This window comes from Kitasatospora sp. NPDC058190 (assembly GCF_042883685.1).
Taxonomy (GTDB): Bacteria; Actinomycetota; Actinomycetes; order Streptomycetales; family Streptomycetaceae; genus Kitasatospora.
This window is the reverse complement of sequence record NZ_JBHVVI010000031.1, coordinates 1-25029: the sequence shown is the minus strand read 5'-3', so window position 1 is coordinate 25029 and position 25029 is coordinate 1. Positions and strand designations below refer to the sequence as shown.

Genomic DNA, 25029 nt, shown 5'->3' with positions numbered 1-25029 from the left:
GAGCTCCTCGTGCCGAAGTCTCGACTCCGCAAGAAGTCCGACTACACCCCGCCGACGACGGCTGTGGTGAAGATCAGCTCGGGCCGCGGTTGGGTCGCGCCGCTGATGCTGGCACTGTTCCTGATCGGCCTGGTCTGGATCGTCACGTACTACGTGACCAGCGGCAGCTACCCGGTCGAGAGCTGGCGGAACTGGAACATCCTGGTCGGCTTTGGCTTCATCGCGGCGGGGTTCGGCGTCTCCACCCAGTGGAAGTGACGCTCCGCTCGTCCTGAGGCTCGAATTCGAGCCGTTTCCGCCGCTTCGGATCGCGGGTCCCGGAGCGGCGGTCAGGCGTGCCCGGACACGGGCCGAAGCCCCGTCGGCCATCCCGCCATCATGCAGTCCCACCATCTGACAGTCGGGCTTATCCACATGGTTATCCACACTGGGGAAAAGTCCCCACAGCCTGTGGATAACTTTTCCGACCGGGACTGTCCACAGCTGTGCACAACCGCTCGGAAACGGGAGAACCGCACAGGGGAACACGCGTAGAACAGCAGTCCACAGGCGGACCGGCGCACAACCTGTGCACAACCCCCCACCCGCTGTGGACAAACGTCCAGGGCGTCACGCGCCGTAGAGGGCCATCCCGGTCAGCAACATCGCCGCCTCCACTGCCACCGCCCCGGCCACCGTCAGCGCCTGGACCAGGTTGCGGCGCTCGCGGGGGGCGTACATCAGGCCCAAAGCCGTCAGTGCGCCCAGGGCCAGGCCGCCGAGGTGCGCGCGCCAGTCGATGCCCGGGCGGGAGAAGGTGACCACCAGGTTGAAGACCAGGAAGGCCACCGCCGGGGCGAGCGGGCCCCGGTTCCGCAGCTGCATCACGATCGTGGCGCCGATCAGGCCGAAGACCGCCCCGGAGGCCCCCAGCGAGTTCATCCAGTCGCCGGCCACCAGGAAGGCGAAGGTGCTGCCGCCGAGGCCCGCGAGCAGGTAGAGGGCCAGGAAGCGCAGCCGGCCGAGCGCCTCCTCCAGCGGCGGGCCGAGCCAGAGCAGCACCAGCATGTTCAGCCCGATGTGCCACCACTCCAGGTGCAGGAAGGTGGCGGTCAGCAGCCGGTACCACTGGGCCGGACCGTCGGCGATGCCGTACGGACCGCCGAGAACGTCCCGCCCGGCGCTGACCAGTGACCAGACCTCACCCAGCCGCGGCCTGAGCACGTAGGCGGCCAGCAGCCAGACCACCAGGTTGATCCCGACCAGCACCCGGGTGACCAGCCCGCCGTCGACGGTCAGTGCGCCGCCGAACCGGGTGGTCGCCCGCCGCGCCCCGGTGTGCCCGCCACCGACGCACTCCGGGCACTGGAAACCCACCGAGGCGGCCACCATGCACCGGGGGCAGATCGGCCGCTCGCAGCGGGTGCAGGAGATCCCGGTGGCGGTCTGCGGATGCCGGTAGCAACCGGGCGGCCCACCCTCCGGAGAAGGCTCCGTCGACTGCCGCGGCTCGTCCGGGAGCATCAGCGCTCTCCCCTTCCCGTACCCGACCACCGGAGCCGCCAGCGTACTGCGGCACCCCCCGCCCCCGGTGCCTTCCCGCACCCGCGCCCGCCCCGGCACCCCACTCCCCACGGGAACCCGTTTCTCCCCTGCCGCTTCTCCCCCGGCCCGCACACAGGGGCCCTCGCCCGGCCCACCCCGGAGTGCCGGTGGACAAATCCGGATGCATGATCAGCATTCAGGTGGATACGTGCATAAAGGATGCCGCCCAGGAGGAGAGACTCGTGAGCTTTTCGGATTCGGCCCGTGAGACGGCCACCAGGACCCGGGACACCGCCTCGCACTTCGCGGACGGCGCCAAGCAACGCCTCGGGCCCGCCTTGGACGCGCTCGGGCCGAAGGCCTCCCAGGCCGCCCACAATCTCCGCGTCCAGTACGACAGGCACCTCGCCCCACAGTTCGGCCAGGCCTTCGCCAGCCTGCCGCCCGAGGCCCAGGAGAACGCCCTGAAGGCCCTCCACCGGGCCCAGGAGGCCGCGCTGGCGGCCCGCCTCTCCGCCACCCGCGCCGCCGACCAGGCCCGCGCCACGGTGGGCCCCAGGGTCGCCCAGGCCGTCGAGGACGCCCGCGCCGCGGTCTCCCCGGTCGCCCACGAGGCCCAGGCCCGCGGCGCCGCCGCGCTGACCGCCCTCCAGGGCCACGTGAGCGCGGCCGAGATCAGCGAACTCGCCGCCCGGAACGCGAAGCGGGCGCGGTGCCGCGGCGGCTGGTCCACCGGCCTCGCGGTGGCGGGCGTGCTGGCGATCGGCGGCGGCATCGTCGCCTGGCAGTGGTGGCGCCGGCACAGCAACCCGGAGTGGCTGGTCGAACCCCCGGCCCGGGAGGCGCCCCGGCCGGGCGGCGCCACCGCCCCGATGAACGGCGCCGCCCCCGACGACGCGGCCGAGTCCGCGGACCCCACCGAGGACGACCGCCCGCAGTCCTAGCGAACGGTCCGGGGAAGACGGCCCGGAACGACAGAACGGCGGCTGACCCGGAGAACAGGTCAGCCGCCGTTCAGGCGCTGTGGAGCATAGGAGACTCGAACTCCTGACATCTGCCTTGCAAAGGCAGCGCTCTACCAACTGAGCTAATGCCCCTCGACGGCACGGCGCGTGCCAACGGGCACTAGCGTACCGGGTTCCGACGCGATTCCGAGCGCCGTCCCCTCGAAGGAACCGGCCGGTCCGGTCGTAGGACCGGGCCGACCGGTTTCGGGAGGCGCGATCAGCGCCTCCGAAGATCGTCGATCGTCAGATCGTCCGGGTCAGCGACCGGCCGGAACCGGGTCGGTGGCCTCGGTCCACAGGTCCTGCTCGGCGCGGTCCGCCTGGACCTGACGGTAGACAAAGAAGCCGCCGAGGGCGACCAGGGCGACCAGGAGGAGCTTCTTCACCGCGGGACCTCGTCCTTCTTGCGTTGGTGGACTCAGGAGCCGGTGCTCCAGCCGGACTGGAACGGGCCGACAAGTCCAGATGTGTTTCGAGCGCGAACGGGCTGCCGGGTGCCAGACTGCCCTTGCGGCCGATGATACACACCAGTGTCCCAATCGTGACCAGCCACCGGTGCTTCAACCCGAAGGCCCGCCTGGAGGATTGACGCCGCACCTCCCGTCCTGCGGTTCGTCCGCACGCGGCCGGTCCGGGAAGCCCTCGTCAGAGCCGGTCCGGCCGGCACCCCGGCCGCGACGCCCCCGGATTCACGGCGAAACGACGAGGGGCCCGGAGTGATCACTCCGGGCCCCTCGTGGCGGTGGGCCTAACAGGACTTGAACCTGTGGCCTCTTCCTTATCAGGGAAGCGCTCTAACCGTCTGAGCTATAGGCCCGCGCTGCTCAGAGAGCGTACCGGAAGCCACCCCGATCTGCGAAAACGACAAGAGGCCCGGAGTGATCACTCCGGGCCTCTCGCGGTGGTGGGCCTAACAGGACTTGAACCTGTGGCCTCTTCCTTATCAGGGAAGCGCTCTAACCGTCTGAGCTATAGGCCCTTGCCGCACTGAAAGATTAGCGGACCGACCGCCGATCCCCCAAATCCGTTCCGGCCTAGGTCGCGGCAGGGACCTCGACGGCCGGACGCACCAGCCACTCCTCGCGGGTCGGCGGCAGAGCGGCCACGCCCTCCTCGGTGCTGCGGACGGCGAGGACCTGGTTCACGCCGATCCGGTTCTGCTCGAAGGCGAGCGCGGAGGCGGCCATGTACAGCCGCCAGACCCGGGCGCGGCCGCGACCGACCAACCGGACCGCCTCCGTCCAGTGCGCCTCCAGATTGGCCACCCACTCGCGCAGGGTCAGCGCGTAGTGCTCGCGCAGCGCCTCGACGTCCCGGACCTCGAAGCCGGCCTCCTCCAGCCGGGCCACGGTGGAACCGACCGGGGAGAGCTCACCGTCCGGGAAGACGTAGCGGTCGATGAAGGGGCTGGTGCGGTGCGGCTCACCGGGGTGGTCCGGGCGGCGGGCGATCTGGTGGTTGAGCAGCCGGCCGCCGGGCACCAGCAGCCCGTACAGGCCCTCGGCGTAGACCCGGTACTGCTCGGAACCGACGTGCTCGGCCATGCCGACGCTGGAGATCGCGTCGAACGGGCCGTCGGTGATCTCCCGGTAGTCCTGCAGCCGGACCTCGACCCGGTCGGCGAGACCGGCCTCCTCGACCCGCGCGCGGGCCAGCGCGACCTGCTCCTTGGAGATGGAGACGCCGACCGCGGTGACCCCGTAGTGCTTCGCCGCGTGCAGCAGCAGCGAACCCCAGCCGCAGCCGACGTCCAGCAGCCGCATCCCGGGCCGCAGGCCGAGCTTGCGGCAGATCAGGTCGAGCTTGGCCTCCTGGGCCGCCTCCAGGCTCTTCGCCTCGGGCGTCCAGTAGGCGCAGGAGTAGACCATGGACGAACCCAGCACGAGGCCGTAGAAGTCGTTCCCGACGTCGTAGTGGTGACTGATGGCCGCGCGGTCCCGGCCGCGGCTGTGCAGCCGCCCCTGGGCCCTGCGGACCTCCTCCGGGGGCGGGGTGGGCTCCGGGCCGATCGCCCCGGCCCGCACGGCGGCGGCGAGGACCCTGCGACCCCTGGCGCCGAACACGTCGCGCGGCCCGATGGTCATGGTGCGGATCTCCGGCCGCTCGGCGAAGCGGGCGACCGCGGAGAGCGTCTCGTACAGGTCGGTGCCGGGGGCGAGGTCCAAGTCCCCCGAGACGTACGCCCGGGCCAGGCCCAGCTCGTCCGGCTGCCAGATCAGCCGGCGCAGCGCCCGGCGGTTGCGCAGCACCACCGTGGGCGTTCCCGGCGGCCCGGCGACGCTGCCGTCCCATGCCTGGACCCGCAGTGGTACCGGGACCCCCAACAGCCCTTCCAGGGCCTCCACCAGTTGACCTGCGAGCTTCGCCATCGCGCGCCTCCGTCCAGTCGTCCTGCTGAACCTCTCCCGACCCGGTCGACCGACCAGGGACGGCCTGTGGCACTCCCAGGCGCGGGAACGGGCGGCGTCCAGCTAATCCCACCGCGGCCGACCCGTTTCCGGGTGGCGCGCCGCGGGAGCCGGCTGTCACCCGAATGCCGACGGGCCCCGCAGGCGGCAACAGCCTGCGGGGCCCGTACATTCCGCTCTCGGACGGACAACTGACCGATGGTCAGCATTCGGCCAGGGATCAGTCCTCTTCGGCCAGGGTCAGCTCGACGCCGCCGGTGAAGCCGGCCGCCGCGTTGTAGATGAAGGCCGAGAGCGTGGACAGCGCGGTCAGCAGCACGACGTCGACCACGGCGATCAGCGTGGTGAACATCATCACCTTGCCGAAGCCGATGTAGTCCATCAGGTTCAGCTGGCTGCTGGTGTTCTCGGCGCCGCCGCCGGTGACGTCCTTGAGCGTCTTGGTCAGCGAGTCGAAGACGCCGAGCGAGTCCAGCGTCATCCACAGCACCGCCGCGGCCACGATGATGATGATGCCGACGGCCAGCGACAGCAGGAAGCTGACCTTCATCACCGACCACGGGTCGACCTTGGTCACCCGTAGCCGGGCCTTGCGGGTCCGGCCGAGGGTTCCGACGCCGGTCGAGGGCCCGCCGGAGGGGCGGCGCGCCGCCCCGGGGACGGGGGTGCCGCCGGCCGGGGTGTTGCCACCGGTCCGGGTGCCCCGGGCCGGGGTCGGCTGCCCCTTGGTGTAGGTGGTCGGCGTCGAGAAGCCGCCCGCGCCGGGGGCCTGGCTGCCGGACGGCGTCTGGCCCCCGTAGGTCGCACCGGCCTGGCCCGCTCCGCCGACCGGCGGCATCAGCGAGGTGGACGCGGCCGAGTGCTCGGTCGGCGGCTGTCCCGGGACGCCGTACGAACCCCCGCCCTGCGCGCCCGGACGGCCGCCGGAGGGTCCTCCCGCAGCACCCGTGGCTCCACTCACCTGGTCCTCCCGCACTTCCCACCAGGGCGGCGCCGCCCTGGTCCGTCACTCGTCATCCAGCGCCCGGCGGGATTGCCCGGTACTGGTCGGCGTCCGATGCCGCCGCGTCCACTCCTGTGGACGCGGCGACACCGGTCTGCGGTTCGGTTCAGGCCTCGGCGTCGCCGCCGACCGCCGTCTCCGCACCCTCGGCCGTCTCGGTGGACTCGGTGCCCGCGACCTCGTCCTCCGCCGTCTCGTCGTCCTCGGCCTCCGCGTTGCGGGCCATGCCCACCACCGCGTCGCGCTTTCCGAGGTTGATCAGTTGGACGCCCATGGTGTCACGTCCGGTTTCACGAACTTCGGAAACCCTCGTTCGGATCACTCCACCCGACAGGGTGATCGCCATGATCTCGTCGGTGTCGTCGACCACCAGCGCGCCGACCAGCGAGCCCCGGCCCTCGACGATCTTCGCCGCCTTGGTCCCGTAACCGCCGCGCCCCTGGACACGGTACTCGTCCACACCGGTGCGCTTGGCGTAGCCACCGTCGGTGGCGGTGAAGACGTACGTCCCCGGACGGACGACGTTCATCGAGAGCAGCTCGTCGTCCTCGCGGAAGGCCATGCCCTTGACGCCGGAGGTGGCACGGCCGGTGGGCCGCAGTGCGTCGTCGGTCGCGGTGAAGCGGATCGACTGGGCCTTCTTGGAGACCAGCAGCAGGTCGTCCTCGGCGGAGACCAGCTCGGCGCCGATCAGCTCGTCGTCCCGGCCCTCCTCGTCCTGGCGCAGGTTGATCGCGATCAGGCCGCCGGAGCGCGGGGAGTCGTAGTCCTTGAGCGGGGACTTCTTCACCAGGCCGGCCCGGGTGGCGAGGACCAGGTACGGCTTGTCCTCGTAGGTGCGGACGGCCATCACCTGGGTGATGTGCTCCTCCGGCTGGAAGGCCAGCAGGTTGGCCACGTGCTGGCCGCGGGCATCGCGCCCGGCGTCCGGCAGCTCGTAGCCCTTGGCGCGGTAGACCCGGCCCTTGTTGGTGAAGAACAGGATCCAGTTGTGGGTCGTCGTCACGAAGAAGTGGTCGACGATGTCGTCCTGCTTGAGCTGGGCACCGCGCACGCCCTTGCCGCCGCGCTTCTGCGAGCGGTAGAGGTCGGAGCGGGTCCGCTTGACGTAGCCGCCACGGGTGATCGTGACGACGATGTCCTCCTCGGCGATGAGGTCCTCGATGGAGAGGTCGCCGTCGGACGGGATCAGGGTGGAGCGCCGCTCGTCGCCGTACTTCTCGACGATCGCGGCGAGCTCCTCGGAGATGATCTCCCGCTGACGGATCGGCGAGGCCAGGATCGCGTTGTACTCGTCGATCTTGCGCTGCAGCTCGTCGTGCTCGTCCGTGATCCGCTGGCGCTCCAGGGCGGCCAGGCGGCGCAGCTGCATCTCGAGGATGGCGTTGGCCTGGAGCTCGTCGATGTCGAGCAGGCCCATCAGGCCGGTGCGGGCGGCGTCCGCGCTCGCCGAGGCCCGGATCAGCGCGATGACCTCGTCGATCAGGTCCAGGGCCTTGAGCAGCGCGCGCAGGATGTGGGCGCGCTCCTCCGCCTTGCGCAGCCGGAAGGTGGTGCGCCGGACGATGACCTCGACCTGGTGGTTGACCCAGTGCCGGATGAAGGCGTCCAGCGACAGGGTGCGCGGCACGCCGTCGACCAGGGCCAGCATGTTGGCGCCGAAGTTGGTCTGCAGCTCGGTGTGCTTGTACAGGTTGTTCAGCACGACCTTGGCGACCGCGTCGCGCTTGAGCACGACCACCAGGCGGGTGCCGGTGCGGGACGAGGACTCGTCGCGGACGTCGGCGATGCCGGCGATCTTGCCGTCCTTGACCAGGTCGGCGATCTTCAGCGCGAGGTTGTCCGGGTTGACCTGGTACGGCAGCTCGGTGATCACCAGGCACTGGCGGCCCTGGATCTCCTCGACCTCGACCACGGCGCGCATGGTGACCGAGCCGCGGCCGGTGCGGTAGTAGTCGTCGATCCCGCGGCGGCCGACGATCAGCGCGCCGGTGGGGAAGTCGGGGCCCTTGATCCGCTCGATCAGGGCCTCCAGCAGCTCCTCGGCGGAGGCCTCCGGGTTCTCCAGGTACCAGAGCGCGCCGGAGGCGACCTCGCGGAGGTTGTGCGGCGGGATGTTGGTGGCCATGCCGACCGCGATGCCGGTGGCACCGTTGACCAGCAGGTTGGGGATGCGTGCGGGCAGGACGGTCGGCTCCTGCGAGCGGCCGTCGTAGTTGGGCGCGAAGTCGACGGTCTCCTCGTCGATGTCGCGCATCATCTCCATGGCCAGCGGCATCAGCTTGCACTCGGTGTAGCGCATGGCCGCGGCCGGGTCGTTGCCCGGGGAGCCGAAGTTGCCGTTGCCGTCCACCAGCGGCATCCGCAGCGACCACGGCTGGGCCAGGCGGACCACGGTGTCGTAGATCGAGGTGTCACCGTGCGGGTGGTAGTTGCCCATGACGTCGCCGACGACGCGGGCGCACTTGTAGTAGCCCTTCTCGGGGCGGTACCCGCCGTCGTACATCGCGTAGAGCACGCGGCGGTGCACCGGCTTGAGGCCGTCGCGGACCTCGGGGAGCGCACGGCTGACGATCACGCTCATCGCGTAGTCGAGGTACGAGCGCTGCATCTCGGTCTCGAGCTCGACCGGCTCGATCCGCATGGTCACCTGGGCGGTGGCCTCGGCGGCGTCGGGAATCTCGGGGGTCTCGGGCTGTTCGCCGTCGGGACGGTTGTCGTCGACCACTGGTGGTCAGTTTCCTTTCACGCGGACTGGTACGTGCGGGGCCTGGGGTGCAGGCGCGTCACACGTCCAGGAAGCGGACGTCCTTGGCGTTGCGCTGGATGAAGGAGCGGCGGGCCTCGACGTCCTCGCCCATCAGCACGGAGAACAGCTCGTCGGCGCGGGCGGCGTCCTCCAGGGTGACCTGGAGCAGCAGCCGGTGCTCGGCGTCCATGGTGGTGACCCGGAGCTCCTCGGCGTTCATCTCGCCGAGACCCTTGAAGCGCTGGATCGCGTCGTCCTTGGGCAGCCGGCGCCCGGCCTCCACGCCGGCGGCGATCAGAGCGTCGCGCTCACGGTCGGAGTAGGCGTACTCGAAGTCGTCCTTGCCCCACTTGATCTTGTACAGCGGCGGCATGGCGAGGTAGACGTACCCGGCCTCGACCAGCGGCCGCATGAAGCGGAACAGCAGGGTCAGCAGCAGGGTGCGGATGTGCTGACCGTCGACGTCGGCGTCCGCCATCAGGACGATCTTGTGGTACCGCAGCTTGGACTCGTCGTAGTCCTCCTGGATGCCGCAGCCGAAGGCCGAGATCAGCGCCTGGACCTCGGTGTTCTGCAGCACCTTGTCGATCCGGGCCTTCTCGACGTTCAGGATCTTGCCGCGGATCGGCAGGATGGCCTGGGTGCGCGGGTCGCGGCCCTGCTTGGCCGAGCCGCCTGCGGAGTCGCCCTCGACGATGAAGATCTCGCACTCGGACGGGTCCTTGGACTGGCAGTCGGAGAGCTTGCCCGGCAGCGAGGCGGACTCCAGCAGGCCCTTGCGGCGGGTGAGGTCGCGGGCCTTGCGGGCGGCGACGCGCGCGGTGGCGGCCTGGATGGACTTGCGGATGATGTCCGCGGCCTCGTTGGGGTTGCGGTCCAGCCAGTCGGCGAGGTGCTCGTTGACGACCTTCTGGACGAAGGTCTTCGCCTCGGTGTTGCCGAGCTTGTCCTTGGTCTGGCCCTCGAACTGCGGCTCGCCGAGCTTGACCGAGATGATCGCGGTCAGACCCTCGCGGATGTCCTCGCCGGAGAGGTTGTCGTCCTTCTCGCGGAGCAGCTTCTTGTCCCGCGCGTAGCGGTTGACCAGGCCGGTCAGCGCGGCGCGGAAACCCTCCTCGTGGGTACCGCCGCCGTGGGTGTGGATGGTGTTGGCGAAGCTGTAGACCCCCTCGGTGTAGGAGGAGTTCCACTGCATCGCGATCTCCACCGAGATCGCCCTGTCCTTGTCCTCGGCCTCGAAGTCGATCACCGAGGGGTGGATGACCTCGCCCTTGCGGGAGTTGAGGTGGGCGACGAAGTCGGCGATGCCGCCGTCGTACTTGTACGTGACGGTGAGCGGCTTGCCCTCCTCGTCCACGTGCTCGGGGCGCTCGTCGGTCAGCGAGATCGACAGGCCCTTGTTGAGGAAGGCCATCTCCTGGAAGCGCCGGGAGAGCGTCTCGAAGGAGTAGACGGTGGTCTCGAAGATGTCGCCGTCGGCCCAGAAGGTCACCGTGGTGCCGGTGCGGTCCGTCTCCGCGCCCTTGGCCAGGGCGGCGGTCGGCGCGCCCATCTTGTAGTCCTGGGTCCAGATGCTGCCGTCCTTGTGGATCTCCACCGAGAGCCGGGTGGACAGCGCGTTCACCACCGAGACGCCCACGCCGTGCAGACCGCCGGAGACGGCGTAGCCGCCGCCGCCGAACTTGCCGCCCGCGTGCAGGACGGTGAGCACGACCTCGACGGCGGGCTTGTCCTGGCCGGGGACGATGTCCACCGGGATGCCGCGGCCGTTGTCGACGACGCGGATCGCGCCGTCGGCCATGATCGTGACGTCGATGGTGTCGGCGTACCCGGCCATCGCCTCGTCGACGGAGTTGTCCACGACCTCCTGCACCAGGTGGTGCAGGCCGCGCTCACCGGTGGAGCCGATGTACATGCCGGGGCGCTTGCGGACGGCGTCGAGGCCTTCCAGCACCTGGATGTTGCTACCGGTGTAGGAAGCCTGGTCGGTCTGGTCTGGGGTCTGGCTGGGGTTGCCGGAATCGGCCACGAAGCGCCCTCTCTGGCACAGCACGGGTCGCATGCCTCTCCCCCTACGGGCGGGCGTGCGACCACAGCGTTTCGACTCGGTTGCCACTAGCAACAGTGTTTGGCTCCCAGTCTACCGGTACGACTGACAGAGATGGGCGTTTGGCAGCCCTTGAAGGCAGATATGCCGCCCTGAATCCCCTCGGCACATGTCCCGATACTCGCCCGGGGGGCCCGGGGCGCCTGGAAGGGCCGTCAGGGATTCCGGAAGATCGTGGTCCGATCCCGGCGGGGCCGACGGGCCCTAGCCCCAGGTGTCGCCCGGGCCCTTGCTCCCGGGCGCGCGCAGCCGGCCGTAGCCGCGGGCGGGCGCGGCCGGGCCGAGCACCTTGATGGTCCGCACCGTGCCGTGGCCCAGCTCGTGGTTCAGACGAGCCACCAACTGCCGTGCCAACCAGCGCAGTTGAGTCGCCCAGGCGGTGGAGTCGCACTGCACGGTGAGCACCGCGGCGGCCTCGTCGTAGGAGGAGGGGTGGCAGTGCGCGGCGATGTCCGGACCGACGATCTGCGGCCAGCGGCCCATCACCCCGCCGACCGCGGCGGAGGACTCCCAGCCGCGCTCGGTCAGCAGCCGGTTCAGCGCCGCGCCCAGCGGGACCGGGTCGCGGCCGTCCGAGCGGGCGCCGCTGCGCAGGCCGTGCCGCTTCGCCTCGCGCTTCTGCTGCACCTGCTCGCCGCGCTGGCGGGCCTGGGCGCGGGCCGCCCGCAGGGCGGAACGGGCCAGGTCGGCGCCGGTGGGCTCGGGGGCAGCGGGGGTGGGGCCAGAGAGGGAGTGCTCCGCCGGCTCGCTCACGGCGATCTCCTTTCCCCAGCCTGTGGACAACCGATGAGCCGTCCAGCCTACGGGAGCGCTCGGACGCGTGACGGCGGGGCGTACCCGAGGCGCGGTCGGTGTGACGAGCGGATCAGGTGACGGATCCGACGATGGATCGGGCGATGAACCGGGCCGCGGATCAGGCGTCGATCCGGCGGACGGCGCCGTCGGAGACCGCGAACCGGGCGCCGGCCAGCGCCTTCGGCACGTCCTCGGCCACCGCGGCGGTGACCAGCACCTGCTCGCCGTCGGCCACCAGTTCGGCCAGCCGGTCCCGGCGGGCGGCGTCCAGCTCGGCGAAGACGTCGTCCAGGATCAGCACCGGCTCGCCGCCGTCGGCCCGCAGCAACTCGTACGAGGCCAGCCGCAGCGCCAGCGCGAACGACCAGGACTCGCCGTGGCTGGCGTAGCCCTTGGCGGGCAGCGGGCCGAGCCTGAGCACCAGCTCGTCGCGGTGCGGACCGACCAGGGTGACCCCGCGCTCGACCTCCTGCTTGCGGACCGCCTGCAGCGCCTGCAGCAGCTGCTCCTCGGCCTGCTCCCGGCTGGTCGGCAGCTCGCCCTCGAAGGAGCTGCGGTACTCCAGCGCGGTCTCGCCGCCGCCGGGGGCCAACTGCCCGTAAGCGGCCGTCACCAGCGGCTGCAGGACGGCCACCAGCTGGATCCGGAAGGCTGTCAGCTCGGCGCCGGCGCGTGCCAGATGGCCGTCCCACACCTCCAGGGTGGACAGGTCGGCGCCCTTGCCGCCGCCGGCCCGGCGGGCCATCGCGGCGGTCTTCAGCAGGGCGTTGCGCTGCTTGAGCACCCGCTCGTAGTCCTGCCGGACCCCGGCCAGCCGGGGCGCGCGGGCGGTCAGCAGCTCGTCCAGGAAGCGCCGGCGCTCGCCCGGATCGCCCTTGACCAGGCTGAGGTCCTCGGGGGCGAACAGCACGGTGCGCAGCAGGCCCAGCACGTCGCGCGGGCGGACGTTGTCCGAGCGGTTGATCCGGGCCCGGTTGGCCTTGCCCGGGGTGAGCTCCAGCTCGACCAGGGTGGAGCGGCCGCGGTCCACCACCGAGGTGCGGATCACCGCCCGCTCGGCGCCGAGCCGGATCAGCGGGGCGTCGGTGGCGACCCGGTGGCTGCCCAGGGTGGCGACGTAGCCGATCGCCTCGACCAGGTTGGTCTTGCCCTGGCCGTTGGGTCCGACGAAGGCCGTCACGCCCGGGTCGAGGGGAACCTCGGCCCGGGCGTACGACCGGAAGTCGGCGAGCGACAGATGCGCGACGTGCATGGCGGTGGACTGCGCTCGCCTTCTATGAACAGACCTGTGGATGACCGGGGAGCCCGGTGGAACTCCGCCCCCGGGAGGGGACTCCGCCCCGGAAGGGGGCTACTTCGACTCGACCGCGTGGCCGCCGAACTGGTTGCGCAGCGCGGCGATCATCTTCATCTGCGGCGAGTCGTCCTGGCGGGAGGCGAAGCGGGCGAACAGCGAGGCGGTGATCGCCGGCAGCGGCACGGCGTGGTCGATCGCGGCCTCGACGGTCCAGCGGCCCTCGCCGGAGTCGGCGGCCCAGCCGCGCAGCTTGTCCAGGTGCTCGTCCTCGTCCAGGGCGCGGACGGCCAGGTCCAGCAGCCAGGAGCGGATGACGGTGCCCTCCTGCCAGCTGCGGAAGACCTCGCGCACGTCGGTGACCTCGGGGGCGGCCTCCAGCAGCTCCCAGCCCTCGGCGAAGGCCTGCATCATCGCGTACTCGATGCCGTTGTGGACCATCTTGGCGAAGTGGCCGGCGCCCACCGCGCCCGCGTGCACCGAGCCGAAGTCGCCCTCCGGCTTGAGCGCGTCGAAGACCGGCTGAACGCGCGCGACGTGCTCGGCGTCGCCGCCGTACATCAGCGCGTAGCCGTTCTCCAGGCCCCAGACGCCGCCGGAGACGCCGCAGTCGACGAAGCCGATGCCCTTGGCGGCCAGCGCCTCGGCGTGCTTGATGTCGTCGGTCCAGCGGGAGTTGCCGCCGTCGACGACCACGTCGCCGGGGGAGAGCAGCTCGGCGAGTTCGTCGACGGTCGCCTGGGTCGCGGCACCGGCCGGGACCATCACCCAGACCACGCGGGGGCCCTGGAGCTTGGTGACGAGCTCCTGCAGGCTCTCGACGTCGGAGATCTCCGGGTTGCGGTCGTAGCCGACGACGGTGTGGCCGGCGCGGCGGATCCGCTCGCGCATGTTGCCGCCCATCTTGCCGAGACCGATGAGGCCGAGCTCCATGACCAAATCCTTACTGTGGGGACGTGCCTGCCGGCGGCGCCGTTGCCGCACTCCCCGAGCCTACGCTTCCGACGGTGACGGGCTCTGCGCAGTCGGGCCGACCGGGGGAGACGTCCACAGGCTGTGCACAGCGGGTGTGCACAGCCTGTGGGTGACGGACGGAGCCGGCGGTCAGCCGGAGAGGCGGACCGGCATGATCAGGTACTGGTACGCCTTGTCCTCCTCGGCGTCCACCGAGACCTTGCCGCTGAGCAGGGCCGGCTTGGTCGGGGTGGTGAAGCTCAGCTGGGCGAAGGGGGAGTCGATGGCCTTGAGGCCCTCCTCCAGGTAGCCCGGGTTGAAGGCGATCGAGATGTCGTCGCCCTCCAGGTCGGCCTCGATCCGCTCGGTGGCCTGGGCGTCGTCGCCCGAGCCGGCCTCCAGGGTCAGCACGCCCTGCTCGAAGTTGAGCCGGACCGGGGTGTTGCGCTCGGCGACCAGCGAGACGCGCTTGAGCGCCTCCAGGAAGGGCTGGGTCTGGATCGCGGCGACCGCGCTGAACTCGGTCGGGAAGAGGCTGCGGAACTTGGGGAACTCGCCCTCCAGCAGCCGGGTGGTGGTGCGGCGGCCGGCGCCCTCGAAGCCGATCAGGCCCTCGCCCGCGCCGCCCGAGGAGAGCGCGATGGAGACGTTGTCGCCGCTGCCCAGGGACTTGGCGATGTCCTGCAGGGTCTTGGCGGGCACCAGGGCGACCGCGGAGATGTCCGACTGCTCGGGCTTCCACAGCAGCTCGCGGACGGCGAAGCGGTAACGGTCGGTGGCGGCCAGGGTGATCCGGTCGCCCTCGATCTCGACCCGGACGCCGGTGAGCACCGGCAGGGTGTCGTCCCGGCCGGCGGCGACCGCGGCCTGGCTGACGGCGGAGGCGAAGACGTCCCCGGAGACGGTGCCGGTGGCGGTCGGCATCTGGGGCAGGGCCGGGTACTCGTCCACCGGCAGGGTGGGCAGGGTGAAGCGGGAGCTGCCGCAGACCACGCTGACCCGCTGGCCGTCGGTGGAGATCTCCACAGGCCTGTTGGGAAGGTTGCGCGAGATGTCGTTGAGCAGTCGACCGGAGACCAGGACGGTGCCGGCCTCCTCGACGTCGGCCTCCAGCTCGACCCGGGCCGAGACCTCGTAGTCGAAGCCGGACAGCGCCAGGCTGCCCTCCTGCGCGGTCAGCAGCAGGCCGGCCAGCACCGGCACCGGCGGCCGTGCCGGGAGGCTGCGGGCAGCCCAGGCCACCGCCTCCGCGAGGACGTCACGCTCCACCCGGAACTTCACCGGTAACCGCCTCCTGGATCGAGCGCTCCCGCTCGCACTCTGGTTCGTCTGATCTTGATCGTCGGTCCCGCTGTCCGCCGAGCTCTGCCACTCCGCTTCCAGCTGCAAAGGACAGTCTGACGTACTCCGCCGACAGACGGGGCAGACGGGCGGAAGCAAACCCGAACAGATGTCGGGGAGCGCTTGTCCACAGATTTGGGGCCCACCCACTTTGAAAGCAGGTTCACGGTCTATCTGTGTAGCGGTAGTAGTAGGGCCTGTGGAAACCGTGGATAACCCTGTTTCCGCAGGTCAACGCCCGATTTTTGTCCACAGACGGTGTGGACGGCGGCTGTGGACGGACAGGCCGTGCTGTGGACAGCCGAGCGTTACCCACAGGGCACGCTGAGTATCCACAGGTTATCCCCAGGGCTGTCCCCAGATCCGGGCCCGGTTATCCACGGGCGCCGGTCAACTTTCCGTGACGCCTTTCACACCAGGGCATGAACGGCAGTCCACGGTTGTCGAACTGTGGACCCGGCTGTGGACAACCTGGGGATAACCGCCCGGCCCCTGGGGACAACCGGTGGATAACCCGGACGGCCCATTGGCGGCCCGTCAATTGTCCACACCCTGTGGATAACCGTTGTGCACAAGTCCACAGGCACCTGACCTGCGCGGAAGAGCGTAGCGGCGACAGGCCTGTGGACGAATTCTGGATAACTTCGGACTCCCCAGCCTGTGGACTGTGCGGAAGGGGCCGGTCCTGTGGACAACGGCCTTGCGCGCCCCCGGTTTTCGAATCACCGGTCAGTTGTTCGGCGCCGGCTGCGGGCTGGCGGAACGTCCGTCGACGTCATCCCTGCCCAGCCTCGGCCCGGCACACACCTGTGGATGTGAAGAAAGGGCGTCAGGATCGCTCCTGACGCCCTCTGGAAGCCGGCCGGCCCGTCCGTGGACGGGTGCTAGCTCTTGATGCGGTTGGTGAGTTCGGTGACCTGGTTGTAGATCGAGCGCCGCTCGGCCATCAGCGAGCGGATCTTGCGGTCCGCGTGCATCACGGTGGTGTGGTCGCGGCCGCCGAACTGCGCGCCGATCTTCGGCAACGACAGGTCGGTGAGCTCCCGGCACAGGTACATGGCGATCTGCCGGGCCGTCACCAGCACCCGGCTGCGCGAGGATCCACAGAGGTCGTCCACGCCCAGGCCGAAGTACGCGGCGGTCTGCTGCATGATGACCTGCGCGGTGATCTCCGGGCCGGCGTCCTCGTCCCCGCCCGGGATCAGGTCCTTGAGGACGATCCCGGCCAACTCCAGGTCCACCGGCGCCCGGTTGAGGTTGGCGAAGGCGGTGACCCGGATCAGCGCGCCCTCCAGTTCCCGGATGTTGCGGGTGATCCGGGACGCGATGAACTCCAACACGTCCGCGGGGGCGTTGAGTTGTTCCTGGATCGCCTTCTTGCGCAGGATCGCGATCCGGGTCTCCAGCTCCGGCGGGGTGACGTCGGTGATCAGGCCCCACTCGAAGCGGTTGCGCAGCCGGTCCTCCAGCGTGGTCAGCAGCTTGGGAGGCCGGTCCGAGGAGAGGACGATCTGCTTGTTCGCGTTGTGCAGGGTGTTGAAGGTGTGGAAGAACTCCTCCTGGGTGGACTCCTTGCTCGCGAGGAACTGGACGTCGTCCACGAGCAGGATGTCCATGTCCCGGTAGCGGCGGCGGAAGGTGTCCGCCTTGCCGTCCCGGATCGAGTTGATGAACTCGTTGGTGAACTCCTCCGAGGACACGTAGCGCACCCGGGTGCCCGGGAAGAGGCTGCGCGAGTAGTGCCCGATGGCGTGCAGCAGGTGGGTCTTGCCCAGCCCGGACTCGCCGTAGATGAAGAGCGGGTTGTACGCCTTGGCCGGGGCTTCGGCGACCGCCACCGCCGCCGCGTGCGCGAAGCGGTTGCTGGCGCCGATGACGAAGGTGTCGAAGAGGTACTTGGGGTTCAGCCGGGCGGCCGGCTCGTCCTTGCGCGAGCCGCCGGCCGGGGGCGCGCCGGGCGGGGCGGGCACCCCGGGGACGGCGAGGCGGTCGGTGCCCCGTTCCGCGGTGGGCTTGTCGGCCGGGCGGCCACCGGTGGGCCGGGCGCCGTGCGAACGACGGCCGGCGCCGCCGCGGGGCTGCTCGCCCGGGCCGGGGCCGTACGCGCCGCCGAACAGGTCGCCCTGGGTGGTCGAGGGTGGGCTGGGCAGCGGGCGCGGCGCCTGGCGGGGAGAGGGCTCCTCGGGCTCGCGGTAGGGCTGCTGCGGCTCCTGGTAACCGGACTCCTGGTAACCGGGCCAGGGCTGGCCCGGCTGGCCGCCGTACGGCGCCGGGCGCTGCTCGTAGCCGCCGGTGTCGTAGCGGGGGCGCTCGTAGTCCTGCTCGTAGGGGTGCTGGTAGTCCTGGCCGCCGTAGCCGCCGGTGTCCTCCTCGGCCGGGCCGGGGTACGGCTCGGCGGGGGCCTGGGCGGCGGGCGCGGGGGTGGTGGGCACGGCGTCGGCGTCGACCATCACGGCGATCCGCACCGGCCGGTTGAGCTCGCGGCTGAGGGCCTCGGTCAGCTGCGGCAGCAGCCGGCCCTCCAGCACCTGCTTGGCCCGCTCGTTGGGGGTCGCCAGCAGGGCGGTGTCGTGCATCATCCACATGGGCTGGGTGCGCTGCACCCACTGCTTGTCCATCTCGCCGACGTCGGGGTCGCTGACCAGCCGCTCGACGACCCTCGCCCAGACCGGGACGAGGTCGCTGTTGACATCAGCCACTGGTGCACGCTTTCCAAGAACAAACCAGACAAGTCCTGCAACGGTAGTCAGCGAACGGGAACGGATCAAGTCGTTGTCCACAGGCTGTGGGTAAGTACGCCACGGGCGGCTGGTTTGACCCTCACACCCCGTCCCGCGTACCGTAACCAGGTCGAGTTGTCGATGGCCGCTGCCGCATGTCCGCGGGTCCACCCGCTCCATAAGGCGCGCAGCACGGGCGCCGTGGATTGCCTCAGACCCCAGCCGAACTGGGGCGATGGGCCGGATTTCCGAATCAGGGGAGATCACGCGGACGCACGGTGACGGCCAAGCGACTCCCCGTCATCCTACGATTCACCTCAGGAGCCCCCGAGTGAGCAAGCGCACCTTCCAGCCGAACAACCGTCGCCGCGCGAAGACCCACGGCTTCCGGCTGCGTATGCGTACCCGCGCCGGCCGCGCCATCCTGGCCGCCCGCCGTGGCAAGGGCCGCGCCAGCCTGTCCGCCTGATCCACGACAGAGTCTGTTGTGCTGCCCTCCGAGAATCGGCTGCGGCGGCGCCAGGACTTCGCGACCGCGGTCAAACGCGGTCGCCGGGCCGGCCGGCCCCTTCTGGTCGTCCATCTCAGCAGAGATGCCGACCCGCAGGGGCAGACCGACCGGACCAGCGACTCCCGCCCGCACGTCGCCGAGGGGACTCCTTCGGCGCGTGCGGGTTTCGTCGTGAGCAAGGCCGTCGGCCCGGCGGTCGTTCGCAACCTGGTCAAGCGCCGGTTGCGCCATCTCGTCCGTGATCGTCTGTCCAGGCTGCCCGCCGGTAGCCTGATAGTGGTGCGTGCGCTGCCCCAGGCCGCGACCGCCTCGTACCAGGATCTCGAACGTGATCTTGACGCGGCGCTGAAGCGGTTGCTGAGGGCCGAGCCCGCCGCCACGGCGCCGACGGGAGCAGGGCGATGAAGTACCTGCTGATGGGTCTGATCAGGGTCTACCAGTGGACCATCAGCCCGCTGCTCGGTCCGGTCTGCCGCTATTACCCCTCCTGCTCGCACTACGGCTACGAGGCCGTGAGGGTGCACGGGGCGGTCAAAGGCGGCGGACTGACCGTGTGGCGCATCCTGCGCTGCAATCCGTGGACGCCCGGCGGGGTCGATCATGTCCCGCCGCGCAAGCATCCGGTGTGGCACCGGCGGTTGCGAGACCGGCTGAGCAGCCGGTCCGCCACCGGAGAGCCGGTGACCGTCACCCCCGCCGGTCCGGACCCCGAGGGCCCGGCCACCATTGGCCCGGAGCGGCCAATCCACCTGTCCAAGGAGTCTGACCGGTGACCTTCGGTTTTCTTAGCCCCCTCTACACGGCGGTGTCCTGGATCATCGTCCAGTTCCACTCGCTGTACAGCCTCGTCTTCAATCCGGACGGTGGCTGGGCGTGGGGTCTGTCCATCGCCTCGATGGTCGTCGTCATCCGGATCTGCCTGATCCCGCTCTTCGTGAAGCAGATCAAGGCGACCCGGGCCATGCAGGCGATCCAGCCGAAGATGAAGGCCATCCAGGAGCGCTACAAGAACGACCGGCAGCGCCAGTCCGAAGAGATGATGAAGCTGTACAAGGAGGCGGGTACCAACCCGTTCTCCAGCTGCCTTCCCATCATCGTGCAGGCCCCGTTCTTCACCGCCCTCTACGGCGTGCTCGCCTCGGTCGCCAAGGGCAAGACCATCGGCGTCATCCACGGCGACCTGCTGGTGAGCGCCGGCAAGGCGCACATCTTCGGTGCCCCGCTGTCCGCGACCTTCGTCAGCAGCAGCGTGACCAGCGTCAAGGTCGTCACCGCGGTGATGATCGTCATGATGTCGCTGTCGCAGTTCGTCACCCAGCGCCAGCTGATGACCAAGAACGTCGACCTCACGGTGAAGACGCCGTTCATGCAGCAGCAGAAGATGCTGATGTACGTCTTCCCGGTCATGTTCGCCGTGATGGGCATCAACTTCCCGGTCGGTGTCCTGGTCTACTGGCTGACCACCAACGTCTGGTCGATGGGCCAGCAGCTGATCGTCATCCGCAACAACCCGACCCCGGGCAGCAAGGCCTTCCAGGAGCGCCAGGCGCGGCTGAAGAAGGCCGGCCGGCTGCGTCCGGACGGTACGGAGATCAAGGGCGCGCTCTGGGGCATGCTGCCCCCGTCCAAGGAGGCCCTCGACCAGGCGGCCTCGGCGGCCACCGTGGTCGAGGAGTCGGTGCAGGCGCGCCGCCAGCAGCCGCGTCGGCAGACCAAGGCCCAGCGCCAGCACGGCGGTGCCACCACCCAGGCGGCCGAGTCGGGCGAGGACACCGTGGCCGAGCAGCCGAGCGACGCGGCCCCGGCCGAGTCCGACGCCAAGCAGACCGCGGCCAAGCCCGCCGGCACCAAGCAGGGCGCCCGGCAGCAGCCCAAGCGCGGCGGCCAGCGGCCGAAGAGGAAGTCCTGACCGGCCCCCGGCCCGTTGTGGCAGCCCCGAAGAGCTTCGTTCCCGGCCCGCCAGACGGGCCCAACTCCGAAGGAGTCCATCAGTGACGGAAGGCACCACCACCTCCGCCGTCGAGGCCGAGGCCGCCGCCAGCGCCGACGAGAGCCTCATCACCCGCCTGGAGCACGAGGGCGACATCGCGGCGGACTACCTGGAGGGTCTGCTCGACATCGCGGACCTCGACGGTGACATCGACATGGACGTCGAGGGCGACCGCGCCCTGGTCTCCATCGTCAGCGACGGCAACGACCGCGCGCTGCAGCGCCTGGTCGGCCAGGACGGCGAGGTGCTGGAGGCCCTGCAGGAGCTGACCCGGTTGGCTGTCCACCGGGAGACCGGCGAGCGCAGCCGCCTCATGCTGGACATTGCCGGCTTCCGGGCCCGCAAGCGTGAGGAGCTGGCCGCCCTCGGCGCCGAGGCCGCGGAGCAGGCCAAGAGCACCGGCGAGCAGGTCAAGCTGAAGCCGATGACGCCCTTCGAGCGCAAGGTCGTCCATGACGCGGTCGCGGCCGCGGGTCTGCGCAGCGAGTCCGAGGGCGAAGAGCCCCAGCGGTGCGTGGTCGTGCTGCCGGCCTGAGGCCGACGGTCGATGACCGGCCGCTGCGGCAGCCGGTGAGCTTCACCGGACGCGACCCCGTCCGCCTCGTGCGGGCGGGGTCGTCGTCCCTTCCGGGATGTTTCACGTGAAACAGTGCGTTGAGCGGGTCGGTGGATCCGGGGATCGGAGAGGTCGAGATGGACACGGAGAGCACGGCCGCCGGCCGTCCGGGGGCGGACGTGGATCCGGACGCTGAGGGGCGCGCGGCCGAGGTACCCGAGCTGGATGTGCTGGCCGAGGCGCCGGCCGCCGCCCGGGAGGTCTTCGGCGACCGCTTCGACGCCGCCGTCCGCTACACCGAGCTGCTGGCCACGGCGGGTGTCAGGCGCGGGCTGATCGGGCCGCGCGAGGTGCCCCGGCTGTGGGACCGCCATGTGCTCAACTGCGCGGTGCTGGCCGAGCTGCTGCCGAGCGGCTCCACCCTGTGCGACGTCGGCTCCGGCGCCGGCCTGCCCGGCATCCCGGTGGCGCTGGCCCGTCCGGACGTCTCGGTGACCCTGCTGGAGCCGCTGCTGCGCCGGACCACCTTCCTGGAGGAGGTCGTCCGGGAGCTGGCCCTGGAGAACGTCACGGTGCTGCGCGGCCGCGCCGAGGAGATGGTGGGCAAGCTCGCGGTCGACGTGGTGACCGCCCGGGCGGTGGCGCCGCTGGACCGGCTGGCCGGCTGGGGGCTGCCGCTGCTGCGTCCGCACGGGCAGATGCTGGCGCTCAAGGGCGACAGCGCCGAGCAGGAACTGGCCGACTCGCGCGCCGGGCTGGCCAAGCTGGGCGCGGTCGAGTGGAGCGTCATCTCGGTCGGCGAGGGCACCCTGGAGACCTCGACCCGGGTGGTCCAGGTCAAGGCGGGGGAGAGCCCCGGCGGGGTGAAGGCCGCGACCCGGCGGGCCAAGGTGGCCCGGGCCGGCCGCAACGCCAACGCCAACGCCAAGGGCGGCGAACGCGGTCGGGGCGGGCGGCGCCGCAGCCGCTGAGGGGCTGATGGTGAGGCCCACTGAGGCCGAGTGACGCCGGAAACGGACGAGAGCGGGCGGACGGTCCTCCTGAACGGGGGAGCCGTCCGCCCGTCGTCGTTCAGGTGACGCCCGGGCCGCCGTCGGGACATCGGAGTGTCGCAACGTCAGATTTCCGACATAGCGGGCATGGTGTTTCGCGTGAAACGTCGCTCCTTGCTCTCGGGAATCCTTAGCCGCAGCCGGGCGGCGACTGTTGCCGCTCCGGTTTCACGTGAAACACTGGCCCTCATGCAGGACTCGGAGACCATCGACCAGATCGATGACACGCCCATCGCACGGGCCGCCCAGGCTGCGGTACAGGCGATCGGCCGAGCGGGGGAGGGGCTGCCCCGACCCGCCGGCACCCGGGTGATCGTGGTCGCCAACCAGAAGGGTGGGGTGGGCAAGACCACCACCACCGTGAACATGGCCGCCTCGCTGGCGATGCACGGACTGCGCGTCCTGGTCGTCGACCTCGACCCGCAGGGGAACGCCTCCACCGCCCTCGGCATCGACCACCACGCCGAGGTGCCCTCCATCTACGACGTGCTGGTCGAGGGCAAGCCCCTGGCCGACGTGGTCCAGCCGGTCGTGGACGTCGAGGGGCTGTTCTGCGTCCCCGCCACCATCGACCTGGCCGGCGCCGAGATCGAGCTGGTCTCGCTGGTGGCCCGGGAGAGCCGGCTGCAGCGCGCCATCGCCGCCTACGAGCAGCCGCTGGACTACATCCTGATCGACTGTCCGCCCTCGCTGGGCCTGCTGACGGTCAACGCCCTGGTGGCCGGCCAGGAGGTGCTGATCCCGATCCAGTGCGAGTACTACGCGCTGGAGGGCCTCGGCCAGCTGCTGCGCAACGTCGAGCTGGTGCGCGCGCACCTCAACCCCGCGCTGCACGTCTCGACGATCCTGCTGACCATGTACGACGCCCGGACCAGGCTGGCCGCCCAGGTCGCCGAGGAGGTCCGGACCCACTTCCAGAACGAGGTGCTGAGCACGGCGATCCCGCGCTCGGTGCGCATCTCGGAGGCGCCCAGCTACGGGCAGACGGTGCTCACCTACGACCCGGGTTCGACCGGGGCGCTCTCGTACCTGGAGGCCGCCCGCGAGCTCGCGCTGCGTGCGGTGGGCCAGGTCGGACCGCTGGTGGGCCAGCAGCGGGACGGCCAGCAGGGGTACGGTGCCCCGGTGGCGCAGCACGGTACGACGGAGGGTAATCGGTGAGTGGTCGCAGGGGTCTGGGACGAGGGCTTGGGGCGCTGATCGGCCCCGCGCCGGCGGACAGTGGGGCGGCGCAGCCCGCCGCCGCCACGTCCGCGCCGACCTCGGTGGTGGTGACCGGCGTGACGTCGCCGGCCTCCGTGCCGGTGCTGCCGGGCGGTCGCGGCACGGTGGCTGCCAAGGCGGCCGTCGGGCGACGAGCGGAGCAGCCGGCGCCGGTCCCCGGTGCCTCCTTCGCCGAGCTGCCGCTGGACGCGATCACCCCCAACCCGCGTCAGCCGCGCGAGGTCTTCGACGCGGACAAGCTGGCCGAGCTGGTCGCCTCCATCAAGGAGGTCGGTCTGCTCCAGCCGATCGTGGTGCGTCAGGTCGAGGCCGAGCGCTACGAGCTGATCATGGGCGAGCGCCGTTGGCGCGCCTCCCGGGAGGCCGGGCTGGAGCGGATCCCGGCGATCGTCCGGGCCACCGAGGACGACAAGCTGCTGCTGGACGCCCTGCTGGAGAACCTGCACCGGGCCGAGCTGAACCCGCTGGAGGAGGCGGCCGCCTACGACCAGTTGCTGCGGGACTTCTCCTGCACCCATGTCGAGCTGGCGGACCGGATCGGGCGCTCGCGCCCGCACGTCTCCAACACCCTGCGGCTGCTGAAGCTCCCGCCGTCCGTCCAGCGCCGGGTCGCCGCCGGGGTGCTGACCGCCGGCCACGCCAAGGCGCTGGTGGGCATCCCGGACGCGGACCGGCAGGAGGAGCTGGCCAAGCGGATCATCGCGGAGGGTCTCACGGTGCGGACCACCGAGGAGATCGCCGAGCTGATGAAGACCGAGCAGAAGCCCAAGCGCCAGGCACCCAAGGCGGGCAAGCTGATGTCCCCGGCCTTCAACGACCTGGCGACCCGGCTCTCGGACCGCTTCGACACCCGGGTCAAGGTCGAGGTGTCGCAGCGCGGCGGCAAGCTGGGCAAGGGCAAGGTGGTACTGGAGTTCGGCTCGGTGGAGGACCTCAACCGGATCCTGGACAGCATGGCTCCGGGCGAGGACGGTCTGCGGCTGTCGCAGGGCTGAGCCGGCCGAGGGCAACGACCCGATGGGTGCATGTTCCACGTGAGCGCTGTTTCACGTGAAACATGCACCCATCGGCGTTCATGGGGGAATGCTCGACCGTGAAAGGGAGGAGGAGTACGGGCCATGGGACGCCGGATAGCTCCGCTGACGCTGGACAACCTCACGGATCTGCCGACCGGCTGCCGCTCCTGTGTGTTCTGGGAGCTGGACCCGGTGAGTGCGAAGGAGGCGGTTGAGTCCGGGAAGCCGGAGCTGGAGAAGGAGGGATGGATCTCCGCGGTGCTGCTGGAGTGGGGGTCCTGCGGCCGGATCGCCTACGTGGACGACCAGCCCGCCGGCTTCGTGCTCTACGCCCCGCCGGCCTACGTCCCCCGCTCACAGTCCTTCCCGACCAGCCCGGTCTCGCCGGACGCCGTCCAGCTGATGGTCAGCCGAGTGCTGCCGGGCTACCAGCGGCAGGGGCTGGGCCGGGTGCTGGTGCAGACGGTGGCCAAGGATCTGCTCGGGCGCGGGGTGCGGGCGATCGAGGCCTTCGGCTCGGCGGGCCGGGTGCCGACCAGCTGCGTGCTGCCGGCCGACCACCTGCTGGCGGTGGGCTTCAAGACCGTTCGGCCGCACCACCGCTACCCGCGGCTGCGGCTGGAGGCACGGACCACGCTCTCCTGGCGGGGCGATGTGGAGGTGGCGCTGGAGCGGCTGCTCGGCGGCGGGCGCAAGGAGCCGGCGCTGCGGCCGTTCTGAGCGGCCGGTCCGGAAACCGTGGGTGGAACGACGGCGGCGGGGCTCCCCGGTGTGGGGA

At 70.7% G+C, this 25029-nt stretch carries 22 protein-coding genes and 3 tRNA genes; 11 read left to right on the top strand and 14 right to left on the bottom strand.

The genetic code is table 11. The annotated features are described in order from the left end of the window. Window positions 1-9 precede the first annotated feature (9 nt). Window positions 10-258 (top strand): cell division protein CrgA, encoded by a 249-nt coding sequence (crgA, locus tag ACFVWU_RS16655; RefSeq protein ID WP_380608889.1) that lies wholly within the window; start codon window positions 10-12, stop codon window positions 256-258. Window positions 259-609: 351 nt separating this feature from the next. On the opposite strand, the gene ACFVWU_RS16650 is transcribed toward crgA, so the two are convergent. Next, complete coding sequence (locus tag ACFVWU_RS16650; protein ID WP_387620839.1) at window positions 610-1503, bottom strand: rhomboid family intramembrane serine protease; 894 nt, start codon at window positions 1501-1503, stop codon at window positions 610-612. A 263-nt stretch (window positions 1504-1766) separates the two neighbouring features. Between ACFVWU_RS16650 and ACFVWU_RS16645 the strand changes: the two genes are divergently transcribed. Continuing rightward, on the top strand, window positions 1767-2468 hold the full coding sequence (locus ACFVWU_RS16645) for a DUF5324 family protein (RefSeq protein WP_387620836.1): 702 nt from the start codon (window positions 1767-1769) through the stop codon (window positions 2466-2468). An 80-nt stretch (window positions 2469-2548) separates the two neighbouring features. Here ACFVWU_RS16645 and ACFVWU_RS16640 read toward each other — a convergent pair. The 13 genes from ACFVWU_RS16640 to dnaA all read right to left on the bottom strand — a co-directional run bounded on the left by ACFVWU_RS16640 (window position 2549) and on the right by dnaA (window position 17881). Then, window positions 2549-2621 (bottom strand) — tRNA-Ala (locus ACFVWU_RS16640). Between the two features lie 167 nt (window positions 2622-2788). Beyond that, entirely contained in the window at window positions 2789-2917 is a 129-nt protein-coding gene (locus ACFVWU_RS16635) for a DLW-39 family protein (protein ID WP_014137031.1), read from the bottom strand. 357 nt (window positions 2918-3274) lie between these two features. Further along, a tRNA-Ile gene (locus tag ACFVWU_RS16630) sits at window positions 3275-3348 on the bottom strand. Between the two features lie 85 nt (window positions 3349-3433). Continuing rightward, window positions 3434-3510 (bottom strand) — tRNA-Ile (locus ACFVWU_RS16625). 55 nt (window positions 3511-3565) lie between these two features. Then, window positions 3566-4900 (bottom strand): class I SAM-dependent methyltransferase, encoded by a 1335-nt coding sequence (locus ACFVWU_RS16620; RefSeq protein ID WP_387620833.1) that lies wholly within the window; start codon window positions 4898-4900, stop codon window positions 3566-3568. A 259-nt stretch (window positions 4901-5159) separates the two neighbouring features. Next, on the bottom strand, window positions 5160-5900 hold the full coding sequence (locus tag ACFVWU_RS16615; RefSeq protein ID WP_387620831.1) for a DUF3566 domain-containing protein: 741 nt from the start codon (window positions 5898-5900) through the stop codon (window positions 5160-5162). A 148-nt stretch (window positions 5901-6048) separates the two neighbouring features. Continuing rightward, entirely contained in the window at window positions 6049-8586 is a 2538-nt protein-coding gene (gene gyrA, locus ACFVWU_RS16610) for a DNA gyrase subunit A (RefSeq protein WP_387620940.1), read from the bottom strand. A gap of 142 nt (window positions 8587-8728) precedes the next feature. Beyond that, entirely contained in the window at window positions 8729-10744 is a 2016-nt protein-coding gene (gene gyrB, locus ACFVWU_RS16605; protein WP_387620937.1) for a DNA topoisomerase (ATP-hydrolyzing) subunit B, read from the bottom strand. Window positions 10745-11002: 258 nt separating this feature from the next. Beyond that, a complete protein-coding gene (locus ACFVWU_RS16600; protein WP_387620828.1) occupies window positions 11003-11551 on the bottom strand; it encodes a DUF721 domain-containing protein in 549 nt (182 codons plus the stop codon). A gap of 160 nt (window positions 11552-11711) precedes the next feature. Then, on the bottom strand, window positions 11712-12845 hold the full coding sequence (gene recF / locus ACFVWU_RS16595) for a DNA replication/repair protein RecF (RefSeq protein WP_387620825.1): 1134 nt from the start codon (window positions 12843-12845) through the stop codon (window positions 11712-11714). Between the two features lie 99 nt (window positions 12846-12944). After that, window positions 12945-13820, bottom strand: coding sequence for a phosphogluconate dehydrogenase (NAD(+)-dependent, decarboxylating) (gene gnd / locus ACFVWU_RS16590; RefSeq protein WP_380413687.1), 876 nt, complete (start codon window positions 13818-13820; stop codon window positions 12945-12947). Window positions 13821-13991: 171 nt separating this feature from the next. After that, window positions 13992-15122 carry a DNA polymerase III subunit beta gene (gene dnaN, locus ACFVWU_RS16585; RefSeq protein ID WP_224284069.1) on the bottom strand — a complete coding sequence of 377 codons (1131 nt, stop codon included), beginning with the start codon at window positions 15120-15122 and terminating at the stop codon, window positions 13992-13994. A 944-nt stretch (window positions 15123-16066) separates the two neighbouring features. Beyond that, window positions 16067-17881 carry a chromosomal replication initiator protein DnaA gene (dnaA, locus tag ACFVWU_RS16580; protein WP_387620820.1) on the bottom strand — a complete coding sequence of 605 codons (1815 nt, stop codon included), beginning with the start codon at window positions 17879-17881 and terminating at the stop codon, window positions 16067-16069. 352 nt (window positions 17882-18233) lie between these two features. On the opposite strand from dnaA, the gene rpmH reads away from it, so the two are divergent. The 9 genes from rpmH (at window position 18234) to ACFVWU_RS16535 (ending at window position 24971) form a co-directional block, all read left to right on the top strand. Beyond that, the gene (rpmH, locus tag ACFVWU_RS16575) at window positions 18234-18371 is read left to right on the top strand and encodes a 50S ribosomal protein L34 (protein ID WP_030059672.1); all 138 of its coding nucleotides are present in this window, start codon (window positions 18234-18236) and stop codon (window positions 18369-18371) included. An 18-nt stretch (window positions 18372-18389) separates the two neighbouring features. Further along, window positions 18390-18818: a ribonuclease P protein component gene (rnpA, locus tag ACFVWU_RS16570; protein ID WP_387620817.1), complete on the top strand. Its 429-nt coding sequence runs from the start codon at window positions 18390-18392 to the stop codon at window positions 18816-18818. Further along, a complete protein-coding gene (yidD, locus tag ACFVWU_RS16565) occupies window positions 18815-19186 on the top strand; it encodes a membrane protein insertion efficiency factor YidD (RefSeq protein WP_387620814.1) in 372 nt (123 codons plus the stop codon). The genes rnpA and yidD overlap by 4 nt, the downstream gene beginning before the upstream one ends. Next, on the top strand, window positions 19183-20322 hold the full coding sequence (yidC, locus tag ACFVWU_RS16560) for a membrane protein insertase YidC (RefSeq protein ID WP_387620812.1): 1140 nt from the start codon (window positions 19183-19185) through the stop codon (window positions 20320-20322). The genes yidD and yidC overlap by 4 nt, the downstream gene beginning before the upstream one ends. Before the next feature lie 82 nt (window positions 20323-20404). Continuing rightward, window positions 20405-20938 carry a protein jag gene (locus ACFVWU_RS16555; protein ID WP_387620809.1) on the top strand — a complete coding sequence of 178 codons (534 nt, stop codon included), beginning with the start codon at window positions 20405-20407 and terminating at the stop codon, window positions 20936-20938. Between the two features lie 158 nt (window positions 20939-21096). After that, window positions 21097-21930: a 16S rRNA (guanine(527)-N(7))-methyltransferase RsmG gene (gene rsmG / locus ACFVWU_RS16550; protein WP_387620806.1), complete on the top strand. Its 834-nt coding sequence runs from the start codon at window positions 21097-21099 to the stop codon at window positions 21928-21930. Between the two features lie 297 nt (window positions 21931-22227). Further along, the gene (locus ACFVWU_RS16545; RefSeq protein ID WP_387620935.1) at window positions 22228-23172 is read left to right on the top strand and encodes a ParA family protein; all 945 of its coding nucleotides are present in this window, start codon (window positions 22228-22230) and stop codon (window positions 23170-23172) included. Then, complete coding sequence (locus ACFVWU_RS16540; protein ID WP_387620803.1) at window positions 23169-24230, top strand: ParB/RepB/Spo0J family partition protein; 1062 nt, start codon at window positions 23169-23171, stop codon at window positions 24228-24230. The genes ACFVWU_RS16545 and ACFVWU_RS16540 overlap by 4 nt, the downstream gene beginning before the upstream one ends. Before the next feature lie 123 nt (window positions 24231-24353). After that, entirely contained in the window at window positions 24354-24971 is a 618-nt protein-coding gene (locus tag ACFVWU_RS16535) for a GNAT family N-acetyltransferase (protein WP_387620800.1), read from the top strand. The last annotated feature ends 58 nt before the right edge of the window (window positions 24972-25029 follow it).

Bases quoted from the DNA above. Each gene is read 5' to 3' on its own strand.
- ACFVWU_RS16650 (WP_387620839.1), bottom strand. From the start codon at position 1,503: ATGCTCCCGGACGAGCCGCGGCAGTCGACGGAGCCTTCTCCGGAGGGT.
- ACFVWU_RS16620 (WP_387620833.1), bottom strand. From the start codon at position 4,900: ATGGCGAAGCTCGCAGGTCAACTGGTGGAGGCCCTGGAAGGGCTGTTG.
- gyrA (WP_387620940.1), bottom strand. From the start codon at position 8,586: ATGCGGATCGAGCCGGTCGAGCTCGAGACCGAGATGCAGCGCTCGTAC.
- recF (WP_387620825.1), bottom strand. From the start codon at position 12,845: ATGCACGTCGCGCATCTGTCGCTCGCCGACTTCCGGTCGTACGCCCGG.
- gnd (WP_380413687.1), bottom strand. From the start codon at position 13,820: ATGGAGCTCGGCCTCATCGGTCTCGGCAAGATGGGCGGCAACATGCGC.
- yidD (WP_387620814.1), top strand. From the start codon at position 18,815: ATGAAGTACCTGCTGATGGGTCTGATCAGGGTCTACCAGTGGACCATC.
- rsmG (WP_387620806.1), top strand. From the start codon at position 21,097: ATGGACACGGAGAGCACGGCCGCCGGCCGTCCGGGGGCGGACGTGGAT.
- ACFVWU_RS16535 (WP_387620800.1), top strand. From the start codon at position 24,354: ATGGGACGCCGGATAGCTCCGCTGACGCTGGACAACCTCACGGATCTG.